General features: G+C 64.6%; 22 protein-coding genes and 1 tRNA gene. 11 read left to right on the top strand and 12 right to left on the bottom strand.

What is annotated here, in order from left to right:
- Positions 1-21: 21 nt before the first annotated feature.
- Both purQ and purS read right to left on the bottom strand, forming a co-directional pair.
- Positions 22-687, bottom strand: a complete 666-nt coding sequence (gene purQ, locus WJS89_RS04390) for a phosphoribosylformylglycinamidine synthase subunit PurQ (protein ID WP_346339702.1) — start codon at positions 685-687, stop codon at positions 22-24.
- Entirely contained in the window at positions 684-914 is a 231-nt protein-coding gene (purS, locus tag WJS89_RS04385; protein WP_346339701.1) for a phosphoribosylformylglycinamidine synthase subunit PurS, read from the bottom strand. Before purS ends, purQ begins: the two co-directional genes overlap by 4 nt.
- Before the next feature lie 162 nt (positions 915-1076).
- Here purS and WJS89_RS04380 point away from each other — a divergent pair, with 162 nt between their 5' ends.
- Positions 1077-1229 (top strand): hypothetical protein, encoded by a 153-nt coding sequence (locus WJS89_RS04380; RefSeq protein ID WP_346339700.1) that lies wholly within the window; start codon positions 1077-1079, stop codon positions 1227-1229.
- Positions 1230-1264: 35 nt separating this feature from the next.
- The gene (locus WJS89_RS04375; protein WP_346339699.1) at positions 1265-1654 is read left to right on the top strand and encodes a PaaI family thioesterase; all 390 of its coding nucleotides are present in this window, start codon (positions 1265-1267) and stop codon (positions 1652-1654) included.
- Here WJS89_RS04375 and WJS89_RS04370 read toward each other — a convergent pair.
- The 3 genes from WJS89_RS04370 to WJS89_RS04360 all read right to left on the bottom strand — a co-directional run bounded on the left by WJS89_RS04370 (position 1651) and on the right by WJS89_RS04360 (position 4537).
- Complete coding sequence (locus tag WJS89_RS04370; protein ID WP_346339698.1) at positions 1651-2772, bottom strand: acyl-CoA dehydrogenase family protein; 1122 nt, start codon at positions 2770-2772, stop codon at positions 1651-1653. The genes WJS89_RS04375 and WJS89_RS04370 overlap by 4 nt on opposite strands.
- A 1-nt stretch (position 2773) precedes the next feature.
- Positions 2774-3931, bottom strand: coding sequence for an acyl-CoA dehydrogenase family protein (locus WJS89_RS04365; RefSeq protein WP_346339697.1), 1158 nt, complete (start codon positions 3929-3931; stop codon positions 2774-2776).
- Between the two features lie 72 nt (positions 3932-4003).
- Positions 4004-4537: a hypothetical protein gene (locus tag WJS89_RS04360; protein ID WP_346339696.1), complete on the bottom strand. Its 534-nt coding sequence runs from the start codon at positions 4535-4537 to the stop codon at positions 4004-4006.
- Positions 4538-4659: 122 nt separating this feature from the next.
- On the opposite strand from WJS89_RS04360, the gene WJS89_RS04355 reads away from it, so the two are divergent.
- From WJS89_RS04355 to WJS89_RS04325, 7 genes are all read left to right on the top strand, one after another.
- On the top strand, positions 4660-5907 hold the full coding sequence (locus WJS89_RS04355) for an acyl-CoA dehydrogenase family protein (protein WP_346339695.1): 1248 nt from the start codon (positions 4660-4662) through the stop codon (positions 5905-5907).
- A complete protein-coding gene (locus WJS89_RS04350; RefSeq protein ID WP_346339694.1) occupies positions 5904-6680 on the top strand; it encodes an SDR family NAD(P)-dependent oxidoreductase in 777 nt (258 codons plus the stop codon). Before WJS89_RS04355 ends, WJS89_RS04350 begins: the two co-directional genes overlap by 4 nt.
- Positions 6677-7444 carry an SDR family NAD(P)-dependent oxidoreductase gene (locus tag WJS89_RS04345; protein ID WP_346339693.1) on the top strand — a complete coding sequence of 256 codons (768 nt, stop codon included), beginning with the start codon at positions 6677-6679 and terminating at the stop codon, positions 7442-7444. Before WJS89_RS04350 ends, WJS89_RS04345 begins: the two co-directional genes overlap by 4 nt.
- Positions 7445-7465: 21 nt before the next feature.
- On the top strand, positions 7466-9532 hold the full coding sequence (locus tag WJS89_RS04340; RefSeq protein WP_346339692.1) for a 3-hydroxyacyl-CoA dehydrogenase NAD-binding domain-containing protein: 2067 nt from the start codon (positions 7466-7468) through the stop codon (positions 9530-9532).
- Between the two features lie 91 nt (positions 9533-9623).
- The gene (locus WJS89_RS04335; RefSeq protein ID WP_346339691.1) at positions 9624-10178 is read left to right on the top strand and encodes a cytochrome b; all 555 of its coding nucleotides are present in this window, start codon (positions 9624-9626) and stop codon (positions 10176-10178) included.
- Between the two features lie 95 nt (positions 10179-10273).
- A complete protein-coding gene (gene typA / locus WJS89_RS04330; protein WP_346339690.1) occupies positions 10274-12088 on the top strand; it encodes a translational GTPase TypA in 1815 nt (604 codons plus the stop codon).
- A gap of 354 nt (positions 12089-12442) precedes the next feature.
- On the top strand, positions 12443-13027 hold the full coding sequence (locus tag WJS89_RS04325; RefSeq protein ID WP_346339689.1) for a cell wall hydrolase: 585 nt from the start codon (positions 12443-12445) through the stop codon (positions 13025-13027).
- 107 nt (positions 13028-13134) lie between these two features.
- On the opposite strand, the gene WJS89_RS04320 is transcribed toward WJS89_RS04325, so the two are convergent.
- From WJS89_RS04320 to WJS89_RS04305, 4 genes are all read right to left on the bottom strand, one after another.
- A complete protein-coding gene (locus WJS89_RS04320; protein WP_346339688.1) occupies positions 13135-14175 on the bottom strand; it encodes an ATP-grasp domain-containing protein in 1041 nt (346 codons plus the stop codon).
- Entirely contained in the window at positions 14172-15380 is a 1209-nt protein-coding gene (locus tag WJS89_RS04315; protein WP_346339687.1) for a tyrosine/phenylalanine carboxypeptidase domain-containing protein, read from the bottom strand. Before WJS89_RS04315 ends, WJS89_RS04320 begins: the two co-directional genes overlap by 4 nt.
- Positions 15359-16174, bottom strand: coding sequence for an N-formylglutamate amidohydrolase (locus tag WJS89_RS04310; protein WP_346339686.1), 816 nt, complete (start codon positions 16172-16174; stop codon positions 15359-15361). Before WJS89_RS04310 ends, WJS89_RS04315 begins: the two co-directional genes overlap by 22 nt.
- A 75-nt stretch (positions 16175-16249) precedes the next feature.
- Positions 16250-16323 (bottom strand) — tRNA-Gln (locus tag WJS89_RS04305).
- A gap of 192 nt (positions 16324-16515) precedes the next feature.
- Between WJS89_RS04305 and WJS89_RS04300 the strand changes: the two genes are divergently transcribed.
- Both WJS89_RS04300 and WJS89_RS04295 read left to right on the top strand, forming a co-directional pair.
- Positions 16516-17550, top strand: coding sequence for a Ppx/GppA phosphatase family protein (locus tag WJS89_RS04300; RefSeq protein ID WP_346339685.1), 1035 nt, complete (start codon positions 16516-16518; stop codon positions 17548-17550).
- Positions 17547-18239, top strand: coding sequence for an RlmE family RNA methyltransferase (locus WJS89_RS04295; protein WP_346339684.1), 693 nt, complete (start codon positions 17547-17549; stop codon positions 18237-18239). The genes WJS89_RS04300 and WJS89_RS04295 overlap by 4 nt, the downstream gene beginning before the upstream one ends.
- Here WJS89_RS04295 and WJS89_RS04290 read toward each other — a convergent pair.
- From WJS89_RS04290 to WJS89_RS04280, 3 genes are all read right to left on the bottom strand, one after another.
- Positions 18236-18940 (bottom strand): DsbA family protein, encoded by a 705-nt coding sequence (locus WJS89_RS04290; RefSeq protein ID WP_346339683.1) that lies wholly within the window; start codon positions 18938-18940, stop codon positions 18236-18238. The genes WJS89_RS04295 and WJS89_RS04290 overlap by 4 nt on opposite strands.
- Entirely contained in the window at positions 18940-20304 is a 1365-nt protein-coding gene (locus WJS89_RS04285; protein ID WP_346339682.1) for a M48 family metalloprotease, read from the bottom strand. The genes WJS89_RS04290 and WJS89_RS04285 overlap by 1 nt, the downstream gene beginning before the upstream one ends.
- Before the next feature lie 80 nt (positions 20305-20384).
- On the bottom strand, positions 20385-22868 hold the full coding sequence (locus WJS89_RS04280; protein ID WP_346339681.1) for an Rne/Rng family ribonuclease: 2484 nt from the start codon (positions 22866-22868) through the stop codon (positions 20385-20387).
- Positions 22869-23078 lie beyond the last annotated feature (210 nt).

Raw genomic sequence — 23078 nt, 5'->3', positions numbered from 1 at the left:
TCGCCATCGCTCGTAAACCAGTCAGGCGACGGTTTCGAGCAGGCTTTCGAACAATCTTCGGCCGTCCGTGTTTCCGTGCGCGGCTTCGAAGGCGCGTTCGGGATGGGGCATCATGCCGAGAACGTTGCCGGTCTCGTTGACGATGCCCGCGATCGAGCGCGCCGAACCGTTGAGGTTCTCGACATAGCGGAAGGCGACCTGCCCCTCGCCCTCGATCCTGTCGAGCGTCTTCGCGTCGGCCTGGTAGTTGCCGTCATGATGCGCCACGGGGATATGAATGGTCTCACCCGACGTATAACCGCGCGTGAAGGGGGTTCGGGCGTTGGCTACCGTGAGGGCGGCCGTGCGGCAGATGAAATGCAGACCGGCATTGCGCATCAGCGCGCCGGGCAACAATCCTGCTTCGGTCAAGAGCTGGAAGCCGTTGCAGATACCGATGGTGGGCACGCCCCGACCTGCCGCATTGGCGACCGCGCGCATGATCGGCGAGCGCGCCGCCATCGCGCCCGAGCGCAGATAGTCGCCATAGGAGAAACCGCCGGGAAGCCCGATGAGGTCGATGCCGTCGGGGAGTTCGCTCTCCTGATGCCAGACCCGAACAGGCGCGGTTCCGGTCGCCTGCTCGAAGGCGACTTCCAGATCGCGGTCGCAGTTGGACCCGGGGAAAATGACGAGCGCGGTCTTCACAGGATCTCGATCGAATAATTCTCGATGACGGTATTGGCGAGCAACTGATCACACATCTTGGCGATCTCGTCCTCACCGGTGCCGTCGGCGAGGTCGAGCATGACGACCTTTCCGATGCGGACGTCCTCGACGCCGTCGAACCCGAGGCTCCCCAGGGCATGATGCACCGCACGACCCTGCGGATCGAGAACGCCTTCTTTCAAGGTGATGGTGACCCGTGCCTTCATAGTCCGCCTTCCCCGCGCATAAGTGAATGCGACACGCCGCTATCGCAACGCCGGAACGGGAGCAAGCTTTACCCTTTGCTAACCTTGTTTTGGTCTAAGGAGCGCGTCGCCGGGCAGGGAAGGGCCCGGGCGACGGGATCATGTGCGTCCGGGAGGCGAAAAATGCTGGTTGCCCTTTCATCCATGTTGTTCGTCGCGCTGTTCGGCTGGGGGGACATGTATTTCGGCTGGTCCGATCCCGACGGGCACATCCAGTTTGCCCTGTTCACCGCCTTTATTCTCGGCATCCTTGCCGGTTACAAAACCAAGGGCTGACCTTCGCATCGCGCGCTGCTAGCGAGGCGGCTGCGATGGTCGAACTTCCTCCCTATGCCCGCCTGCTGCGCCTGTCGGCCGCCGAGATCGACGGGCGGCTGACCTTTACCATGCCCTTCCACGACGATGTCACCGGGCGGCCTGGCTTCCTGCACGGCGGGGCGATCGCGGCGCTGCTCGAATTCGCGGCGTTCGGGACGCTTCGGCGCGAGCTGGATCGCGACGGAGCGGCCGCCAGCGCCGCGATGAAGCCGGTCACCGTCACCACCGACTTCCTTCGCGGCGGACGTCCGAAGGACACGATGGCCACCGCACGGATCGAGCGTCTCGGACGCCGAATCGCGAATGTCGACGCGGTCGCCTGGCAGGATGCACGCGACGTCCCGATCGCCAACGCGCGGATGACGTTCCTGCTGGAACGCTAGCGAGCGGCGACCTTGAGCGCATGGAAGTTCGGGCTTCCGAACAGCTCGTCCACCACTGCCTGGCGCTTCATGTAGAAGCCGACGTCATGCTCGTCGGTCATGCCGATGCCACCGTGCATCTGGATCGCCTCCTGAACCGCGAGGCGGCTGACGCTGCCGGCCTTGGCTTTGGCGACCGATACGAACAAGGCGGCGTTCGGCTTGCCCGCGTCCATCAGTTGCGCAGCCTTCAGTGCGGCGGCACGCGCGATCTCGATCTCGCCCCACAGGTGCGCGGCGCGATGCTGCAACGCCTGGAAGCGACCGATTTCCTGGCCGAATTGCTTGCGCTGCTTGAGATAGTCGTTGGTCATCGCGAAGGCGCCTGCCGCCACCCCGGTCAGCTCCGACGCGGCGCCCGCGCGGCCCGCCGACAGCGCGCGCTCGATCACGGCATGGCCGCCGTCCACCTCGCCGACGACCGCATCGGCATCGACCTCGACATGATCGAGCGTCAGCCGCGCGGCCTTCGAATGATCGGCAAGCGCGACATTCTCGATGTCGAGCCCTTTGGCGTCGGGCTTCACTGCGAAGAGCGTGATGCCCTCTTCCTCGCCCGCGCTGCCGCCGCTGCGCGCCGCGACGAGCAGGAGGTCGGCGCTCGCGCCATGAACGACGAACTGCTTGGCGCCCGACAGGCGGAAACCGTTGCCGGAGCGTTCGGCTTTCATCGCGATGGCGGCGGGGTCGTGGTGCGGGCCCTCGTCGATCGCCAGCGCGGCGATCGTATCACCCGCGACGATGCCCGGGAAATGCGCGTCGGCGTGTGCGGTGCCTTCGAGCGCGCGGACGGCTGCGACGGCGGTGGTGAGGAAGGGGGAGGGGGTGAGATTGCGCCCGATTTCCTCGAGCACGACATTGGCCTCGACCTGCCCGAGCCCGCTGCCTCCCGCTTCCTCGGGAATGAGGATACCGGTCAGCCCCAGTTCGGCGAACTGTTTCCACAGCCCGTGGCCGAACCCGTCCTTGCAGCCCTTGTCGCGCCAGTGGCGCAGTTGCTGTGCGATCGCGCCCTCGTCGGCCATGAAGGGCCGGACGGTATCTTGCAGCATGATCTGGTCGTCGTTGAGTTTCAGCATGTCAGGCTCCCGGAAGGCCGAGGATGTGTTTGGCGACGATGCCGAGCTGGATCTCGCTCGTCCCGCCTTCGATCGAATTGCCCTTGGTGCGCAGCCACTCGCGCGGCTTCTTGCCTTCGCTCGAGCGCTCACTCTCCCACTCGAGCGCGTCCGAGCCGCCGCCCTGCATCACCAGTTCGTGGCGGCGCTTGTTCAGTTCGGTGCCCGCATATTTCATCATGCTGGGCTCGGCGGGATGGGCTTCGCCCGCCTTCAGCTTGTCGATGAACGCCTCGCTCATCGCCTGGTAGGCGAGCGCGTCGACATCGAACCGCGCGAGGTCGGCGGCGAGGATGGGATCGGCGTCGGAAATGGCTTCCGACAGCAGCGAGCTGCCCGCTGCACCGCCGAGCCCCATGCCGCTGATCATCTCGCGCTCGTGGCCGAGCAGATATTTGGCGACCGTCCAGCCCTCGTTCTCCTTGTGGACGAGCTGGTCCTTGGGGACTTTCACGTCGTCGAAGAAGGTCTCGCAGAAGGGCGAATAGCCGCTGATGAGCTTGATCGGTTTGGTCGAAACGCCCTCCGACTCCATGTCGAACAGAAGGAAGCTGATGCCCCCGTGCTTCGATTCCTTCGATGTACGTACGAGGCAGAAGATCCAGTCGGCCTGGTCGGCGTAGCTGGTCCAGACCTTCTGGCCGTTGACGAGATAATGATCGCCCTTGTCCTCGGCGGACGTGCGCAGTCCGGCAAGGTCGCTTCCCGCGCCCGGCTCCGAATAGCCCTGGCACCAGCGGATCTCGCCACGCGCGATGGGGGGAAGATATTTTTTCTTCTGCTCTTCGGTGCCGAACTCGAGCAGTGCGGGCCCGAGCATCGAGATACCGAAGCTGGTCAAGGGCGTGCGCACCCCCATCTTCTTCATCTCGGCCTTGAGGATCTTGGTTTCCTCGGGGCTAAGCCCGCCCCCGCCATATTCCTTCGGCCAATCGGGTACGGTCCAGCCGCGCTCCCCCGCCTTGTCGAGCCAGGCGCGCTGGTCATCGCTCATCTCGGCGTTGCGTCCGCCCCACACGAGGTCCTTTTCCCCCGTCGCGGGGCTGCGCATCGATTGCGGGACATGCTCTTCGAGCCAGCGGCGGGTGTCCGCGGCGAACTGTTCAAGGTCGACCATCATTCTCTCCTACACCGCGCCATCATGCGGCGGCGCGCCGCCACGTCAACGGTTTCGAAGAGAAACGGGCTTTCCCTAGGGACGGCGCTCCTCGAGTTTGGTGCGATAAATGCGCCAGTGGCGCTCCTCCTCGGTCGATCCGGGGACATCGTTCGAGCGCCGCATCACGAATTCGCCCTCGAGCAGAAAGCCACCGCCCGTCGCCAAGGTGCCCGTGATCCGGGCGGGGACGGTCAGATAGGTGGAGCCCGCCGCACCGCTGCGGTCGAGCGGATCGTCGAAGTCGCAGTCGTAGGCGTCATAGCGATCGAGATGGTCCTCATCGACGTCGCCGTCGGTCCAGTAACGCGCGGCCTGGGTGTCGTCGCCGTTGGCGACCGCCGCGCAATAGGCCTCGAGAACCGCGACCGCTGCAGCCGGAGTCGTCAATTCGGGCGGCGTCGCGGGAACGGTGTCGTCGATCAACTCGCCGACTACCTCGCTCGTAAGATCCGGTTTCTCGGCAGTGGGCGCGTCGGGGTCGGGACGATCCTGGGTCTGGCCCTCCTGCTGAGGGTTGGAGCAGGCGGCGAGCGCGCACAGCGCGGCGGCGACGAAGGCGATTTTCATGCGCTGGACAACCAATGCCCACGTCAGCCGTTCCCTTCTCGACGGCCTTGTGCTTCCGGAGCCTGCGTTCTAGCCAGTTGCACGAAGCTACCGATCTGGACGGCCGCAGGAGAGCAATGCCGATGGATTTCGACCTCACCGAGCGTCAGGCGCATTTCAGGAACCGTGTCCGCGACTTCATCGACGAACATGTCCGCCCGCGCGTTACCGACTATCATGCGCAGATCGCCGAGGGCGATCGATGGCAGCCGGTGGCGGTGATCGAGGAACTGAAGCCCAATGCACGCGAGGCGGGGCTGTGGAACCTGTTCATGCGGCCTGGCGGCGCCTTGACCCATGTCGATGAAAGCTTCGCCTTCGAGGGCGAGCAGCTCACCAACCTCGAATATGCGCTCTGTGCAGAGGAAATGGGGCGAATTCTCTGGTCGAGCGAGGTCTTCAACTGCTCGGCCCCGGACACCGGCAACATGGAAGTGCTGCACCGCTACGGCACTCGCGCGCAAAAGGATCGCTGGCTCGATCCGCTGATGAAGGGCGAGATCCGCTCCGCCTTCCTCATGACCGAGCCCGGCGTCGCATCGTCGGACGCGACCAACATCGAATGCTCGATCACCCGCGACGGTGACGACTACATCATCGACGGGCGCAAATGGTGGTCGTCGGGGGCTGGCGACCCGCGCGCCAAGCTCGCCATCGTCATGGGCAAGACCGATCCCGAGGAACATCGCTACAAGCAGCAGTCGATGATTCTGATGCCGCTCGATGCGGACGGGGTCGAGGTGAAGCGACCGCTCCACGTCTACGGCTACGACGATGCGCCCCATGGTCACATGGAGATCGTGCTCGACAAGGTTCGCGTCCCCGCCGACAGTCTGTTGCTCGGCGAGGGAAGGGGCTTCGAGATCGCGCAGGGGCGCCTCGGGCCGGGCCGGATCCACCATTGCATGCGCACCATCGGCGCCGCCGAGGAAGCGCTCGAACTGATGGTCAAACGCCTCAACAGCCGCGTCGCCTTCGGCAAGCGCATCGCCGAACACAGCATCTGGGAGCAGCGCGTCGCCGAGGCGCGGATCGAGATCGACTGCACGCGGCTCCTATGCCTCAAGGCGGCCGACATGATGGACCGCGTGGGCAACAAGGAAGCCAAGGCCGAGATCGCGATGATCAAGGTCAAGGCGCCGCAGATGGCCTTGAAGGTCATCGACGATGCCATCCAGGCGTTCGGCGGCGCGGGCGTCAGTCAGGATACGCCGCTCGCGCACATGTGGGCAGGCATCCGGACACTGCGGCTGGCCGATGGTCCGGACGAAGTCCACGCCCGTTCGATCGCGCGACTCGAATATGCCAAACATGCGGAGATCAGCCGATGACCGATCCCTTCGACCTTTCCGGCAAGACCGCCATCGTCACCGGCTCCAGCCGCGGCATCGGCAAGGCGATCGCCGAAGCGTTGGCGCAGCGCGGTGCCAACGTCGTCATCTCCAGCCGCACGCAGGAAGCCTGCGAGGACGTCGCGCAAGGCATCAATGACGCCCCAGGCGGCAGCGCCATCGCGGTCGCAGCGAACATTTCGGACAAGGCCGCACTCCAGTCACTGGTCAAGCAGGCGGAAGACGAATTCGGGCAGGTGGACATTCTCGTCTGCAACGCCGCGTCGAACCCCTATTTCGGACCGATGGGCGGCATCACCGACGAGCAGTTCGAGAAGATCCTCCAGAACAACGTCATCTCCAATCACTGGCTCATCCAGATGGTCGCGCCCGGAATGCTCGAGCGAGAGGACGGTTCGATCGTGATCGTCTCCTCGATCGGCGGGATGACCGCGAGCACGACCATCGGCGCCTACAACGTCTCCAAGGCCGCCGACTTCCAGCTGGCGCGCAACCTCGCGGCCGAATTCGGGCCGAAGAAGGTCCGCGTCAATTGCATCGCGCCCGGCCTCATCCGCACCGACTTCGCCAAGGCGCTGTGGGAAAACCCAGACCTCCTCAAGAAGATCACCCGCCATATGCCCTTGCAGCGCATCGGGGAGCCCGAGGAGATTGCGGGCGCCGCGGTGTTCCTCGCCTCGCCCGCGTCCAGCTACATGACCGGCCAGAGCATCGTCGTCGATGGCGGCTCGACGATTGGGGCGGGGCTTTGAGCGGCAGCGCAGAAGGTCGGCTCGAAGGCAAGGTCGCCATCGTTACCGGCGCGGGCTCGGGCATCGGGCGCGCGACCGTCGAACTGTTCCGCGGCGAGGGCGCGACGGTTGTCGGCGCCGATCTCAAGAATGCCGATGTCGAGGTCGACGCAGGGAGCGAGGACGGGGTCAAACGGCTGGTGCAGGAGACGGTCGAGCGCCACGGACGCCTCGATATCATGTTCGCCAATGCGGGTGTGTCGGGCGGCTTCGACGGCATCTTCGATCAGGATGAAAAAATCTGGGCGGAGATCTTGCGCGTCAACCTGATCGGCCCCGCCATGGCGATCAAATATGCCGCGCCCGAGATCAAGAAGGCGGGCGGCGGCTCGATCATCGCAACCGCGAGCGTGGCGGGGCTACGCTCCGGCGCGGGCGGCCCGGCCTATACCGCGTCCAAGGCGGGGGTCATCAACCTCGTCCGCATCGGCGCGCAGCAGCTCACCGGTTCGGGCGTGCGGGTCAACGCAATCTGCCCGGGACTGATCGAAACGGGCATGACCAAGCCGATCTACGACTACGTCCGCGAGAAGGGCGTCGAACGGCACATCGGCCAGCTCAATCCGCTGCAGCGGGGCGGCGAGCCCGAAGAGATCGCCGCCGCCGCACTGTTCCTCGCGTCCGACGAGGCATCCTACGTCAACGGCCATGCGTTGGTGGTCGACGGTGGCCTCACCTCATCCCACCCTTACACGCGGCAGGTCTATGGCCGCACCGCCAGCTGAACTTCAGGAGAAATTTCGAACATGAGCGACGATCCGATCACCACCGAAAACCATAGCGACGTCCGCATCATCTGGTCCGACAACCCACCGGTGAACGCGATCAGCGCGCCTGTGCGCCAGGGCCTCGTTCGCGAGATCGAGGCGGCCAATGCCGACGACAGCGTCAAGGCGATCGTGATCGCCTGCAAGGGCCGCACCTTCTTCGCGGGCGCCGACATTTCGGAATTCGGCAAGCCGCCGGTCATGCCGTGGCTGCCCGACGTCGTCGACAAGATCGAGGCGAGCGACAAACCCGTCGTCGCAGCCATCCACGGCACGGCACTGGGCGGCGGGTGCGAAATCGCCTTGGGCTGTCACTACCGCGTTGCGCTGCCCACGGCCAAACTGGGCTTCCCCGAGGTCAATCTCGGCCTGCTCCCCGGCGCGGGCGGCACCCAGCGCGCACCGCGCGTCGCGGGGCCGGAGCTGGCGCTGCAGATGGCGGTGACGGGCAAGCCGATCAGCGCCCATCAGGCTGCCGATGCGGGGCTCGTCGACAAGATCATCGAGGGCGACCTTCTCGAACATGCCGTTGCCTATGCGCACGAGGTCAAGGACACGCGTCCGTTGCCGCGCTCGAGCGAGCGGCAGGACCGCGTCGAGAATGTCGACGCTTCGCTGTTCGACGACTTCAAGAAGTCGAACGCCAAGCTGTTTCGCGGCGACGTCGCCCCGCAGGCCAACCTCGAGACCATCCAGGCCGCGACAACCAAGCCGTTCGCCGAGGGCATCATGTTCGAGCGGCAGAAGTTCATGGAGCTGATGGCGGGCCCGCAGGCGCGGGCGCGGCAATATTTCTTCTTCGCCGAGCGCAAGGCCTCCAAGATCGAGGGCGTCGACGACAGCGTCGAGCCCCGCAAGATCGAGCGCGTCGGCGTCATCGGCGCGGGCACGATGGGTGGCGGCATCTCGATGAACTTCCTGTCGGCGGGCATCCCCGTGACCATCGTCGAGATGAACCAGGACGCACTCGACCGCGGCACCGGCATCATGCGCAAGAATTACGAGGCGACCGCGTCGAAGGGCAAAATGACCGCCGAGCAGGTCGAAGCCGCGATGGGCGCGTTGAACCCCACGCTCGACTTCGAGGAACTGTCGAAGTGCGACCTCATCATCGAGGCCGTCTATGAAAATATGGACGTGAAGAAGGAAATCTTCGCGCGCCTCGACGGCATCGCCAAGCCGGGCGCGATCCTCGCGTCCAACACCTCCTATCTCGACGTGAACGAGATCGCAGCGGCCACCAGCCGCCCCGAGGATGTCGTCGGGCTGCACTTCTTCTCGCCCGCCAACATCATGAAGTTGCTGGAAGTCGTCCGAGGCGACAAGACCGCCGACGACGTGCTCGTCACCGCGATGGCGCTCGCCAAGAAGATCAAGAAAGTCGCGGTCATCGCGGGCGTCTGCTACGGCTTCATCGGCAACCGCATGCTCATCCCGCGCCAGCTGGAAGCGGAAAAGCTGCTTCTGGAAGGCGCCACCCCGGCGCAGGTCGACAAGGTCCATGTCGAGTTCGGCATGCCGATGGGCCCCTTCCAGATGGCCGACCTCGCGGGCGTCGACATCGGCTGGCACCGCGACCCCGAGCGGATCGACAATATCCGCGACGCGCTGTGCGCCAAGGAGCGCTGGGGCCAGAAGAAGGGCGCGGGCTTCTACGATTATGACGACAAGCGCCGCCCGAGCCCTTCCGACGTGACCGCAGGTATCATCGAGGATTTCCGCGCGAAGAAGGGGATCACCGAGACGCGCGAGATTTCCGACGAGGAGATCGTCCAGCGCACCATCTATTCGATGGTCAACGAGGGCGCCAAGATCCTCGAGGAAGGCAAGGCCCAGCGCGCCAGCGACATCGACGTCGTGTGGATCTACGGCTACGGCTGGCCGGTCTATCGCGGCGGCCCGATGTACTGGGCCGATCAGGAAGGGCTCCAGAAAATCGTCGACGGGCTCAAGAGCCAGGAGGAGCGGATGGGCGAGACCTTCAGCTTCTCGAAGCTGCTTCTGGACAAGGCCGCGGCGGGCGAGAAATTCACCGCCAAGGGCTGACGATCGATCGAAACGAGTGGGGCGAAGCAATCCAGTGGCGCAAGCTGGATCGCTTCGCTACGCTCGCCTCTTCAACAAGGGGGGCCTGCCCGTGCGCGACGCGAAGAAATCCCGGTATACGACCGTTTCGGTTTGGTTTCACTGGATCAGCGCGATCCTCGTTCTCATCCAGATCTGGTCGGGCTTCCAGTTCCACGACATGGATCGCGGGCCCGCGCGCGATGCCATGTTCGACTGGCACAAGCTCGTCGGCGTCACGATCCTGCTGCTCGCCGTCGCGCGCCTTCTGCACCGGCTCGTCGTTCCCCCGCCCGCACTCCCCAGGAAGATGCCCGGCTGGGAAAAGGCCGCCGCCAACGTTAGCCACGTCGCGCTCTACGTGCTGATGATCGTCTTGCCGTACACTGGCATCGCCGCCGTTTCGGCGCGGGCGGATGGCGGCATGATCGACCTCAAATTCGGTCTGCAATTCCCCGCCCTTCCCGGCGCTTCTCTGGTCGGGGACATCGGGTCCGTACACGAACTTCTGGTCAAGCTGCTTATCGGGCTGCTCGTCCTCCATGTGCTCGCGGCGCTGTACCACCAGTTTGGTCCGACCAAGATCGGATCGGGCCGTATGTGGCCCTTAAAGTCCAAGCGGATCTGAAGTTTTCGCCCCTAGCCTTGTGCAATGCAGCACTAGGCAATCCGTGCCGCATCGTCTAAGGGGCCGCCGAAACCCCTTATTCGAGTAGAAAAATCATGCAGCTACGCAACGTGGCCATTATCGCGCACGTCGACCATGGCAAGACCACGCTGGTCGACCAGCTTTTCCGCCAGTCGGGCACCTTCCGCGAGAACCAGCGCGTCGAGGAACGCGCGATGGATTCGAACGAGCTCGAGAAGGAGCGCGGGATCACGATTCTCGCGAAGTGCACCAGCGTCGAGTGGAACGACACGCGCATCAACATCGTCGACACGCCCGGCCACGCCGACTTCGGCGCCGAGGTGGAGCGCATCCTGTCGATGGTCGACGGCGTCATCCTGCTGGTCGACGCGGCCGAAGGCCCGATGCCGCAGACCAAGTTCGTCACCGGCAAGGCGCTGGGTCTGGGGCTGAAGCCCATCGTGGTCGTCAACAAGATCGATCGTCCCGACGCGCGCGCCGCCGAAGTCCTCGACGAAGTATTCGAACTTTTCCTGAACCTCGACGCATCTGACGAGCAGCTCGATTTTCCCGTGCTCTACGCGTCGGGCCGTTCGGGCTATGCCGGCCTTACCGACGACGTGCGCGAGGGCGACCTCACGCCACTGTTCGAAAAGATCGTCGAGCATGTGCCGGCACCGGGCCTCGATCCCGATGCCGAGTTCAAGATGCTCGCGACCCTGCTCGACCGCGACAACTTCCTCGGGCGTATTCTCACCGGCCGCGTCGAGCAGGGCACGCTCAACGTGGGCGACCCCATCCTCGCGATGGACGTCAACGGCAAGAAGGTCGAGAGCGGTCGTTGCACCAAGCTCTTCAGCTTCGACGGCCTGGAACGCGTTCCGGTCGAAAGCGCTAAGGCGGGCGACATCATCGCGATCGCCGGCCTCGTCGATGCGACCGTGTCGAACACGATCGGCACGCCGCAGATGACCGAGCCGCTCGAAGCGCGCGAAATCGATCCGCCGACCTTGAGCATGACCTTTGCGGTCAACGACAGTCCCTATGCGGGGCAGGACGGCGACAAGGTGCAGAGCCGCGTCATCCGCGACCGCCTCGAGCGCGAGGCCGAAACCAATGTCGCCATCCGCATCACCGAGAGCGCCGACAAGGACGCCTTCGAGGTCGCGGGCCGCGGTGAACTGCAACTCGGCGTCCTCATCGAGAATATGCGCCGCGAGGGCTTCGAACTGTCGATCAGCCGCCCGCGCGTGCTGTTCCGCGACGGACCGGACGGCAAGGAAGAGCCCTACGAGACCGTCGTCGTCGATGTGGACGACGATTATTCGGGCACGGTCATCGACAAGATGGCGTTGCGCAAGGCCGAGATGACCGACATGCGTCCCTCGGGCGGGGGCAAGACCCGCCTGACCTTCTCGGCGCCCAGCCGCGGCCTCATCGGCTATCACGGCGAGTTCCTGTCCGACACGCGCGGCACGGGTATCATGAACCGAATCTTCGAGAAGTACGGGCCGCACAAGGGCAAGATCCAGGGTCGCCAGAACGGCGTCATGATCTCGATGGATCAGGGCGAAGCGGTTGCCTACGCGCTCAACGCGCTGGAGGATCGCGGCATCCTGTTCATCAATCCCGGCGACAAGCTCTATCAGGGCATGGTGATCGGCGAGAATGCCAAGCCGCAGGATCTCGAGGTCAATGCGCAGAAATCCAAGCAGCTGACGAACTTCCGCTCGACCGGCAAGGACGAGGGCATTCGTCTGACCCCGCCCAAGCGCATGACGCTCGAACAGTCGATCGCCTATATCCAGGACGACGAACTGGTCGAGGTCACACCCGACGTGGTCCGAATCAGGAAGCGCCATCTGGATCCGCACGAGCGAAAGAAGGCCGCGAAGAAGATCGGCGACTGATATCGTCGTGTTCGGCGCGTCGGCGAAGCGAGGGTTCTTCGCCGACGAACCGTTTTTGTCCCGATCTGGTTCATCTAAGAGACAGCAAAATCGGGCCTCTCACGACAAGAAATTCAATGATTTCAAGGGGTTGCAGTTTTCGTCGCGCGGCGAAAACGGTTTAACGACATGAGGGTTTTTTTCTGCGTAATGGGAACTAAATAGAACCTGTAACGAGAGAGAGCGAGGGCTCGCACCACCGTGGAGGGTCGGTGTCGAGCGAGGGCGAGACGGAAAAACCGACGCATCGCAGCGATGGCCATGGACGAGCATGGTCGCGATCGAACGGGGACGCCGCACAAAAACAGATAGTACATGACCAAGCTTTTCAGCTCCGGCTTCGCGCCGGTGATCGGTGCCGCTTTGCTTGCCACGGCCGGCGGTGCCCAAGTTCACGCCAACCTCATCACATCCCCCGTCCTGACCGACGAACAGCGCGCCGAGTTTCTCGATCGCGCCAAGGACATCGCCGACGACAAGCCGCTCTATGCGCTGGTCGCCGAGCGCAAGGGCATCGCCGATGCCGAACTCGACGCCCAGGAATGGTGCCTCGCCAACGCCGTCTATTTCGAAGCGCGCGGCGAGAGCCTCGAGGGCCAGCTCGCGGTTGCCGATGTGGTCATGAACCGCACCGACAGCGAGCGCTATCCCGACAATTGGTGCGATGTCGTCAAGCAGTACAAGCAGTTCAGCTTCGTCGAGAACCGCCGCTTCCCCCGCATTAGCGAAATGCAGGCCTGGGACACCGCAAAGGCGGTCGCCAAGGTCGCTATCGACGGCGCCGATGAAGTCGTGCGCGGCGACGTCCTTTGGTATCATGCCGACTATGTTGCGCCCCGCTGGCGCACCGCCTTCAGTGAAGTCACGAAGGTCGGCGTTCACATCTTCTATCGAGCCTAACGGCGATACGCCGGGCAGAACGTCCCGGCAGAGCCTCTCTCTCGTTACACACTGAGAGGGAAGGGGTCGGCGCAGTAATGCGTCCGGCCCCTTTTGGCGTGCGCGTTCTAGATCATCGCGAGCTGGCGGTTGGACAGCCGTCCGCCGTAACTCTGCCGCAGCCGCACCTTGCGCTCGAGATCGTCGATGATCGCGCCCGTGAAATCCTTGCCCGAGGCGTCGTCCATGTAGCTGATGGCGCCTGGCGTATCGACATTCACTTCCATCATCTTGTCGCCGACCACGTCGAGACCTGCAAGATACATCCCATCGGCGATGAGCTTGGGCGCGACCAGTTCCGCGACGCGGAGCATTTCCTCGTCGGGCTCGATCATCTCGGTCGACCCGCCCGCCGAAATGTTCGAGCGGGCATCGTCGCTCTCGTTGTAGCGGCGTAGGCAGGCATAGGTGCCGTCGACGACCAGCGGGCGCCCGTTCAGCGTGATCATCCGCACGTCGCCATCGGCGGCGCCGGGAAGATACTCCTGCACGATGGCGTAGCCGTCGCGGGTGACGGCCTCGACCGTTTGCGACAGGTTCTGCCGGTTGTCCTTGTCGAGCACGAAGACGCCTTGACCGCCGGAGCCCTGGAGCGGCTTGATGACGGCCTTGCCGCCCTGCGCATCGAGAAAGGCGCGAATTTCGTCTTCGGAGCGTGTGATGCAGGTCTTGGGGCGGACCGCCTCGGGGAAATGCTGGAAATAGGTCTTGTTGACGGCATCGGTCAGATAGCTGGGATCGTTGAGGACGATCGGTCCGTCCTTTGCGGCAAGCTGGCCGAACAACAACGCGGCGGCCGGCGCCCAAGGCCGCTCGGAAAGTTCTTCCGCGGGATCGGAGCGCAGGAGGAGCACATCATATTCGGCAAGATCGATCCGTTCGCTCTCCGCATCCTGAACGGCCTGAAGATAGGTCGCGTCCGACTGGAAGCGCTTTTGCGGCGCGACGCTCGCGTGGGCGCAAATCGAGCCGTCGGCATCGTAGATGAAACGCCCGAGTTCGATAAGCGCGACGTCGTGGCCGCGGGCTAGGGCGATGCGCCCCATTCGGGTGGAGGAATAGTCCTCCTTCTCGGTGGCGACGCGGTTGACGACGAAGGCGATTTTCATGACGCGGGACTTTCCTGGTAAAGATCGACGATGTCGGCGGTCCGGACAAATTGCAGGCGTTCCAGTGCCTTGTCGTCGTCGAGATAGGTAGGCAGCAGATCGGGGCGATTGATGAGGCCGCGATCGACCAGCCGTTCGAGTGTCGGAAGCTGCTTGAGCGAGAATTTGCCGAGGAACAGCAGCTCGTAGTCCCCGCCGTGATGAAGATAGGCGACCAGTTCGACGAGACCCTTGAGGTAGAGCGCGTCCTTGGTGAAACATCCGCCCCGCAGCGCGCGCAGCATCGTGTCGAAGGCATCGTCGTCGTTAAGTCCGCACGGGTCCCGCATCGCGTCGAAGATCTCGGTCGGAGCATGCTCCTTGACCGCCATGTCGGCAGCGATCACCCGCGCGGCGAGCATTCGCAGGCGGCGCGGCGGAAGGAAACCGGTGAGATATTCGCCGAGGACCGCAAGCCCTTCCTGCAGGACGTCATAGTCGGCCAAGCCCATCGACAGCGTGACGAGCGGCTGACGCAGCCCGTTGTGCCGCGTGATGCTGTGGGTGCCGACTTCGTGCTGGATGAGCGGCGCGATGCGATCGCACGCCACTCTGAAGTCTCGCGGGATATTGAGGTTGCCGTCCTCGGTGAAGAGGCCGGTGCCCTCGTTGGGATTGACGATCGCTTTCTGCGCAAAACCGTTGCCGCGCTCCGCGAGGCGGGCGAATTCGGCATTGGCAGCTTCGAGGAAACGGTCGCAGTCGCAATCGAGATCGGGCTCCTTCGCATCGGGAACACCGTCGAGGATCGCCTCGGCGCGCTCGCGCATCCGGTCGCCAACGCCGCCGAAGAGGTCGGTCGAGGCCTGCGCGATCCCTTCCTTCCCGCGCATGCGGATGAGCTCGATCTGCCGATCGAGTTCGCGTTGCTTCTCGATCAGCAACACTTCGATGAGGGGATCGTCGATGTCGTGGACGGGGAGCGCGAACAATTCTCGGCGCAGGGCGTCGACATCGATGTCGAGCGCCGGGTAGGTCACCTCGGGAAGCGTCCGGAAGCCCGATTCCACGAAGGCCTCGTGGACCTCGCTGATGTTGGTCGGCATGAAATAGTGCAGCCAGTTCAGTTCCTGATCGAGCGCGGCGAGGCGTCGATCGACCTTTTCGGCGGCGGGCGAAAGTTCGTAACGCGGGCCGATGACCATCAGCGCCTCCCGGCGAGCCATTCGCGCGCATCGGCGACCGCGAGCGAAAGCCCGTGGCGGAGCGCCTGCAGTGCGAGGATATCCGCGCTGCGACCCCATTCGTCCATGAAGATCTTCTTGTACTCCAGCGTCATGATGCACGCGTCTTCGCCATAGCGGGCGTGGAGCCATTCGGGGAAGTTCCCCCCGTCCTCGAAGCGCTTGTTCTCGCGCACATCGGGCGTGCGCCCGTCGATCGGGACGCTCCTGAGCTTGCGCGCGAACCGCTCGACGAGCTCGCCGTAAACGGGCTTGTCGAGCGTGGTGACCCCGAGGTCGATGTCGGGGTTGTCGGGCAGCGGCGCAGGGTCGCCGTCCTTTCCTTCGCGCAGATGATTGTAGCTGTGCAGGTCGAGCAAGAGGATGCGGCCGTGCGCGGCGATCATGGCGTCGATGCGCTTGGTCGCGGCAGCATAGAAAGCGTCGTGAAGCTGGCGCGAACGTTCCATCTGTTCTTCCGGCAGGTCCTCGCGCCAGATCGTGAGGCCCCAGGTATCCTCGGGATCGTTGGAGATGCAGCCGTCACGCGGGCGATTGAGGTCGCATTCGAAGCGCGATCGGTTGGCGCGCACCATCGTGTCGCCGACGGTAAGGAAATAGTCCGTCATCGGGTCCTCTTCCCGAAGGCGCCCCAACTCGTCCATGCAGAGCCACGGCTGCAGCTCGAGGCGGACGTGGTGACCTGCATGAATGGATGTCGTCATGACGGGCCCCTCGGCAGCGACGAGGTTCCAGGCCGGTCCGTTCTCCGGATCATGTTCGATCGATGTGAGCATGAAACCATAATGGTCCGCGCCCACGCAAAGTTGCGAGCGAGCGCATCGAGCGGCGGCAAATGATCGGGGAAGCGCTGGATGCCCCACGTGGATTCGAACCACGATTGACGGATTCAGAGTCCGTAGTCTTACCATTAGACGATGGGGCAATCTGGCGCGCCGATCGTGGCACGCCGCATCGCGTGGAGCGGGCAATTAAGCCGCGCGCCTGCCGCTGTCAACCGATTGGAAGCGGGCGGGTTTCGTGCCTGCATTGCATCTTCGCGGTTAACCGCGCTATGACAGGGTCAGGTCAGCCGCCCGGGACGTTTCGGCGCGGTGTCGAATTGAAAGTTTTCGTTATGGCGCAGGACGCCGCCCACCAGCCCCCGCCCCGCCGACGTGCGCGGCCACGGGGCCCCAGTTCCAAGACGCCCGCCGCTTACGGCGCGCTCGATCTTGGCACCAACAATTGTCGCCTGCTCATCGCGCGGCCCGACCAGCGTGAGGGGTTCACCGTCATCGACGCCTTCAGCCGGATCGTGCGGCTCGGGGAAGGCTTGTCGACCAGCGGGCGCTTGAGCCAGGAATCGATGGACCGGGCGGTCTCTGCGCTGTCGGTCTGCTCGCAAAAGCTGCGGCGCCGTAACGTCACCTTGTCGCGTTCGGTCGCCACCGAGGCCTGTCGCCGCGCCGCCAATGGACGCCAGTTCGTCGAGCGGGTGAAGCGCGAAACCGGGATCGTGCTCGACATCATCGCACCGCAGGAAGAGGCACGGCTGGCCGTGCTCGGCTGTCACAAGCTGCTGGGGCCGGGGAAGGGCCCGGCGGTCATCTTCGACATCGGGGGCGGATCGACCGAACTGGTCCTCGTCGAGCCGCAGGACGACCTTCCCAAGATCCGCGCCTGGTGGTCGGCGCCCTGGGGTGTCGTCAGCCTTACCGAGAGCGAAGGGCGCGAGAACCTCGAAGGACCCGACCGCGTTGCCGCCTACGAACGGATGCGCCGCCGCGCCCGCGAAGGTTTCGCGCGCTTCGCCGAGTGGCTGCCCAAGGACCAGGACGATATCCGCCTGCTCGGCACGAGCGGAACGGTGACGACGCTCGCGTCCGTCTATCTGGAACTTCCCGCCTACGATCGCCGTGCGGTCGATGGCCTGCACGTGCCGGTGGACGCCATGCGCGGCATCACCAACCATATTGCCGAAGCCGATTTCTCGGGCCGGGCGGCGCTCCCGTGCATCGGGTCCGAGCGTGCGGATCTCGTGGTCGCGGGATGCGCGCTTCTCGATGCGATCCTCGATATCTGGCCAGCGACCAAGCTCGGGATCGCCGACCGCGGAATCCGCGAAGGCATCCTTCGCAGCCTGATGGCCCGCGACGGCTATTCGCTGTGAGCAGGGGAGGGCGCGGTAGCCGTGGAGGCGGCAAGGAGCGGGTCAAGACCGCCCGTCGTCGAAGCGCCGGCTCGACCCGCTGGCTCCAGCGCCAACTCGACGACCCGTACGTCAAGAAAGCCAAGGCCGACGGCTATCGCAGCCGCGCCGCCTACAAGTTACTCGAACTGGACGAGCGGTTCGACCTGCTGAAGGGCGTAAAGAGCGTCGTCGACCTGGGCGTGGCGCCCGGCGGTTGGACTCAGCTCGTCCGTCAGCGTGTTCCGGGTGCGCGCATCGTCGGCATCGACCTGCTGCCGACCGACCCGATCGAGGGCGCCGTCCTGTTGGAGATGGACTTCATGGACGATGCCGCGCCCGAACGCCTGAAGGCCGAACTTGGCGGCCCCGCCGATCTCGTGCTGTCGGACATGGCGGCCAATACGATCGGTCATAAGCAAACCGACCATCTGCGCACCATGGGCCTCGTCGAAGCGGGTCTCGACTTCGCGCTCGAAATTCTCGAACCGGGCGGCGCCTTCGTCGCCAAGGTGCTGGCAGGCGGGGCCGACAAGGCGCTGATCGACCTGCTCAACAAGAATTTCGACAGCGTGAAGCACGCCAAGCCGCCCGCGAGCCGCAAGCGCTCGAGCGAATGGTATGTGGTCGCGAAGGGCTTTCGTGGACGCGCGGCCGGCTCGGAGGCCTAGCCCTCGCGGGCCTTGGCGACCGCGGCCTTGTAGCTTTCGTAACTCTCGGCGCCCGGAATGATCGTATCGCCGATCACGAACAACGGCGTCCCGCTCGCGCCAAGGGCATTGGCGATATCGAAATTCTTCTGGAGTTCGGCGTCGAACGCGGGGTCCTGAAGCGCACTCCGCTCGATGCCGACCGCCGCCAGTGCTTCATCGATCGAAGCTTCGCTCGGGCGTCCCGCCGCCCACATCGCCTGGTGGAAAGCGTCGAACTTGCCTGCCTTGGACGCCGCCAGCGAGGCGCGCGCCGCGACCATGCTATCGGGGCCAAGGACGGGAAGCTCGCGGTAGACGACGCGCAGCTTGGGGTCTTCGGCAAGCAGCCGCTCGACTTCGGGCTTGGTCTGCCGGCAGAAGCCACAGGCATAGTCGTAGAATTCGACCATCACCACATCGGCCTCTTCTGCCGACGCACCCTTCGCGCTCGAGAAGAAGGCGGTTTCGATGGCGCCGCGGTTCTGTTCGAGCACGGGCTCCAGTTGTTGGCGGCGAAGGGCTTCACCGGCATCGACGAGGATCTCGGGATGGTCGGTCATCGCCGTGCGCACCATCCGCTCCCCCATCAGCTGCGGGCCTGCCGCCACCAGGATCGCCGCCGTCAATCCTGCGCCAAGCACCCCGCCGCCAAGCGCCGCCAAAACCGTCTTGTCCGCCATCAGTCTATCTTCTCGCCCGCTTTTCGAAGTTCATATTCGCTCGTCATGGCAATATCCTCCGCGCGAAGCGAGTCCGGTGTACCGGCGGGGAGGTTGGCATAGGCCATGCGCGCGGCGCCGAGCGCGAGCTTGTGCTGCCCGAGGAGCTGGAACCGCTCGGCCGAAGCCAATGCGGCACGGGGCGTGTCGCCGCGACGGTCGTAGATGATGCCGAGGTTGTACCAGGCAAAGGCATTGGTCTTGTCGCGAAGGACCGCCGCCCGAAGGATCGTCTCGGCCTCGGCCATCTTTTCCGCATCCTCGCTCGAAACCAGCGCATGACCGAGTGCAGCCATGATCAGGGGTTCGTCGGGTGCAATCTCGAGGGCGTGGCGCAGCGGCGCCACGGCCGCTTGCGGATCGCCGCCTTCAAGCAGGATCTGGCCCTGGAGTTCGAGGACGTAGGGATCTTCGGGACGCTCTGCGATCAGGGCAGTGGTCTCCTTGAGCGCTTCGTCGGGATAGCCGCCGCGATGATAGGCATACGCACGCGCCGTATGGCCGGCCGCGCTAGTGTCGGAATGCGGATAATCGCGCAGCGCACGCTCGGGATTGAGATAGCCCAAGAGCTTTGCCTTCACGCGCTGGAACCGGGCCTCGAGATCGGGATCGACCGGCGTATCCCACGCGTCGTCCTTCTCGTAGAGATCGCGCAAGGAGGCGATCCGGTCTCCCGTCAGCGGGTGGGTGCGCGCATAGCCGTTATCCTGACTGATGAACCGGCGATATTCCTGGTTCTGGAGTTTCTTGAAGAATTCCAGGCTGCCCTTGCCCGACAGACCGGCTTCCTGGAGATAGCGTGCGCCGGCCATGTCGGCGCTCGTTTCCTGCGTGCGGTTGAAGGAAAGGAAGTTGGCCATCGCCATCTGCTGCCCGAGCGCCATGGCGCCCATTCCCGCCTCGCCGCTGCCCGCAGCCATGGCGAGCCCGCCGAGAATGAGCGACATGATCGAGACCGCCGTCGCTTGCTTCGCTCCGCCCTGGAGGCGGATGATGTGGCCGCCTTCGACATGTCCGAGTTCGTGCGCGATGACCGCCTGCAACTGGCCGACATGATCGGCTTCCATGAGCAGGCCCGAATGGAAATAGACACGCTGGCCGCCCGCGACGAAGGCATTGATCGACGGATCGTCGAGCAGCACGAATTCGACATTCTCGGGTCGCAGTCCGGCCGCTTCGACGAGCGGCGCGGCCGCGTCCATGAACAATGCCTCGGTCTCGGCATCGCGAAGGAATGTCTGGGCAGCGGCCGGGCGCGCCATCAGCGCGACCGACGCGAAAAGCATGGCCAGCCATAAGGCGGCCGAACGGATTGTGCGCGTCATGGGTGCGGCTGTGCGCCCGCGGGGCTGAACGCGCGCTGAAACCCGCCGCGCCGATCGAACGGCGCGGCGGGGTTCCAGGATCAGCCGAAGGTCCGCTGCCACCAGCCGCGGCGGGGCGGTTCGTCCGATGACGAGGCCTCGGACTTGGGTTCGGCGGGTGTTTCTGCGCTCTTCGTTTCCTTGGGCGCAGGCTTGGCCTTGGGCTCGTTGCCGGCGGCCTTCGTGGCCGACCCCAGGGCAGGCTCCTTGGGGCCTTCCTTGGTTTCCGGCGCATCCTTTGCCTTCCGGGCGCGCGCTCGCTTGGGCTTGGGCTTCTCGCCTTCTTCTGCGGGAGTGCTGGGCCCATCCGCCGCCGCATCGCTATCCGCCTTCTTCGTGCGGGTGCGCTTGGCTTTCGGCTTCTCCTCGGTGGCCTCCGCCGGCTTTGCGTCCGCTGCCTCGTCGGACTTGGGCTTCGCGCGCGGACGTCGACGGGTCTTGGGTTTCTCCTGCTCTTCCGCGACCTCGGAAGATGCGTCCTCGGCCTGCTCAGAACCCGGCGCGTCGCTCTTCTTGCGGCGCGAACGCTTGGGCTTTTCGGCGGGGGTTTCGTCCCCGTCCGTCGGCGCGTCGGCGTCGGAGTTTTGGGTGCGCCGGCCGCGATCGTCGGATCGCTCGTCACCGTCCTCGTCGTCGCGGGAATCGCCACGGCCACGACCGCCGCGTCGACGACCACGACCACCACGGCGGCGGCGGCGACGCCTGGGACGTTCGTCCTCGTCGTCGTTCCGGTCGTCCTCGTTCCGCTCCTCCTCGTCGGCGCTTTCGTCTTCGGGTTCGCCCTCGCCCTCGTCCTCGTCGATTTCGTCCTCGTCGTCCTGGTTCGACGGGGCATCCACGATGGGCTTGTTCTCGACGCGCTTGTCGGGTCGGGGGCCCTTGCTTTCGACGCGCATCTTGGCGCCTTCATATTCCTCGTCGATCTCGACTTCGACCGTGACGCCGTAGCGCTCCTCGACCTCGGCCAGTTCGGCACGCTTCTTGTTAAGGAGGAAGATCGCGGTGTCGCGTCCGGCACAAAGCGTGATGATCGAGCCCTTGCCGCGTGCGGCTTCGTCTTCGATCATGCGCAGCGCGCTCAGGCCCGAGGAGGATGCCGTGCGCATCAGCCCGGTGCCGTCGCAGTGCGGGCAGGTGTGGGTCGAGGCTTCGAGCACGCCCGTGCGCAGCCGCTGGCGGCTCATTTCGAGAAGACCGAAGCTCGAGATCCGACCGACTTGGATGCGGGCGCGATCGTTCTTGAGCGCGTCCTTCATCGCCTTCTCGACCTTACGGACATGGCCATTCTGTTCCATGTCGATGAAGTCGATGACGATGAGCCCTGCCATGTCGCGAAGACGCAGCTGGCGGGCGATTTCCTTGGCCGCTTCCAGGTTGGTCTGGAAGGCGGTGTTCTCGATATTATGCTCCTTGGTGGAGCGACCCGAGTTGATGTCGATCGAAACGAGCGCCTCGGTCGGGTTGATGACCAGATAGCCGCCCGACTTCAGCTGCACGGTCGGGTTGTACATGCCCCCGAGGCTGTCCTCGATCCCGTAGCGCTGGAAGATGGGGGTGGGGTCGTCATACTGCTTCACGCGTCGCACATGGCTCGGCATGAGTAGCTTCATGAAGCGGCGCGCGGCCTTGTAGCCGTCCTCGCCCTCGACCATCACCTCGTCGATCTCGCGCGAGTAAAGATCGCGGATCGCGCGCTTCACCAGGTCGCTGTCGCGATAGACGAGGCTCGGCGCGGAAGACTTGAGCGTCTTCTCGCGGATTTCGTCCCACAAGCGCGCGAGATAGTCGAAGTCGCGCTTGATCTCGGTCTTGGTGCGCGACAGGCCGGCTGTGCGCACGATCAGGCCCATGCTGCTCGGCAGCTTCAGGTCGGCCATGATCTGCTTCAGGCGCTTGCGGTCCGAACCGTTCGAAATCTTGCGGCTGATGCCTCCGCCATGGCTGGTGTTGGGCATGAGCACGCAATAGCGGCCCGCGAGGCTGAGGTAGGTGGTGAGCGCCGCACCCTTGTTGCCGCGCTCTTCCTTTACGACCTGGACGAGCAGCACCTGACGGCGCTGGATGACGTCCTGGATCTTGTAGCGACGACGCAGCGCCCGGCGCTTGTTGCGGACCTGCTCGACCGCGGTCTCGTCGACCGGCGATTCATCCGACGCAAGGCCTTCTTCCTCGATATCGGATTCATCGTCGCCCGCCTCTTCCGCCTCGTCGTCGCGCAAGCGCGCTTCCTCGGCAGCATGCTCGGCTTCTTCACGGAGCAGATTGTCGCGATCCTCTTTGGGGATCTGATAATAATCGGGATGGATTTCCGAAAAAGCGAGGAAGCCGTGCCGGTTGCCGCCGTAATCGACGAAGGCGGCTTGCAGCGAGGGTTCGACCCGCGTCACCTTGGCTAGATAGATGTTACCCTTGAGCTGTTTGTGCTCGGAGCTTTCGAAATCAAATTCCTGAATTCGGTTTCCGTCGGCTACGGCCACCCGCGTTTCTTCCGGGTGGCGCGCATCGACTAGCATGCGCGTGGACATTGGACATTCTCCGGCCACCGGGCGGCGTCGCAGCGCGCGGCGGTGGCATTGTTGAAGCGCCCGACCGAACAGTCGAAACGGGCGCGGATGCGTGAAAAACTGCTGCTGCATGCATAAGCGACGCGCCGCGCGGCCGGTGGGCAATCGCGCTGGGGGCTTTCGTCGGACTCATGTAGCGTCAACCTCTTGAGAGCGCCGGGACGGGCTCCT

It is taken from the genome of Sphingomicrobium aquimarinum (assembly GCF_039655735.1).
GTDB classification, from domain to species: Bacteria; Pseudomonadota; Alphaproteobacteria; order Sphingomonadales; family Sphingomonadaceae; genus Sphingomicrobium; species Sphingomicrobium aquimarinum.
Note: the sequence above shows the minus strand (reverse complement) of the source record. Positions and strands in the feature narration are given on the sequence as shown.

Coding starts and splice junctions, on each gene's coding strand:
- purS (WP_346339701.1), bottom strand. CDS start 914: ATGAAGGCACGGGTCACCATCACCTTGAAAGAAGGCGTTCTCGATCCG.
- WJS89_RS04380 (WP_346339700.1), top strand. CDS start 1,077: ATGCTGGTTGCCCTTTCATCCATGTTGTTCGTCGCGCTGTTCGGCTGG.
- WJS89_RS04375 (WP_346339699.1), top strand. CDS start 1,265: ATGGTCGAACTTCCTCCCTATGCCCGCCTGCTGCGCCTGTCGGCCGCC.
- WJS89_RS04370 (WP_346339698.1), bottom strand. CDS start 2,772: ATGCTGAAACTCAACGACGACCAGATCATGCTGCAAGATACCGTCCGG.
- WJS89_RS04365 (WP_346339697.1), bottom strand. CDS start 3,931: ATGATGGTCGACCTTGAACAGTTCGCCGCGGACACCCGCCGCTGGCTC.
- WJS89_RS04360 (WP_346339696.1), bottom strand. CDS start 4,537: ATGAAAATCGCCTTCGTCGCCGCCGCGCTGTGCGCGCTCGCCGCCTGC.
- WJS89_RS04355 (WP_346339695.1), top strand. CDS start 4,660: ATGGATTTCGACCTCACCGAGCGTCAGGCGCATTTCAGGAACCGTGTC.
- WJS89_RS04350 (WP_346339694.1), top strand. CDS start 5,904: ATGACCGATCCCTTCGACCTTTCCGGCAAGACCGCCATCGTCACCGGC.
- WJS89_RS04340 (WP_346339692.1), top strand. CDS start 7,466: ATGAGCGACGATCCGATCACCACCGAAAACCATAGCGACGTCCGCATC.
- typA (WP_346339690.1), top strand. CDS start 10,274: ATGCAGCTACGCAACGTGGCCATTATCGCGCACGTCGACCATGGCAAG.
- WJS89_RS04325 (WP_346339689.1), top strand. CDS start 12,443: ATGACCAAGCTTTTCAGCTCCGGCTTCGCGCCGGTGATCGGTGCCGCT.
- WJS89_RS04320 (WP_346339688.1), bottom strand. CDS start 14,175: ATGAAAATCGCCTTCGTCGTCAACCGCGTCGCCACCGAGAAGGAGGAC.
- WJS89_RS04315 (WP_346339687.1), bottom strand. CDS start 15,380: ATGGCTCGCCGGGAGGCGCTGATGGTCATCGGCCCGCGTTACGAACTT.
- WJS89_RS04310 (WP_346339686.1), bottom strand. CDS start 16,174: ATGCTCACATCGATCGAACATGATCCGGAGAACGGACCGGCCTGGAAC.
- WJS89_RS04300 (WP_346339685.1), top strand. CDS start 16,516: ATGGCGCAGGACGCCGCCCACCAGCCCCCGCCCCGCCGACGTGCGCGG.
- WJS89_RS04290 (WP_346339683.1), bottom strand. CDS start 18,940: ATGGCGGACAAGACGGTTTTGGCGGCGCTTGGCGGCGGGGTGCTTGGC.
- WJS89_RS04285 (WP_346339682.1), bottom strand. CDS start 20,304: ATGACGCGCACAATCCGTTCGGCCGCCTTATGGCTGGCCATGCTTTTC.
- WJS89_RS04280 (WP_346339681.1), bottom strand. CDS start 22,868: ATGTCCACGCGCATGCTAGTCGATGCGCGCCACCCGGAAGAAACGCGG.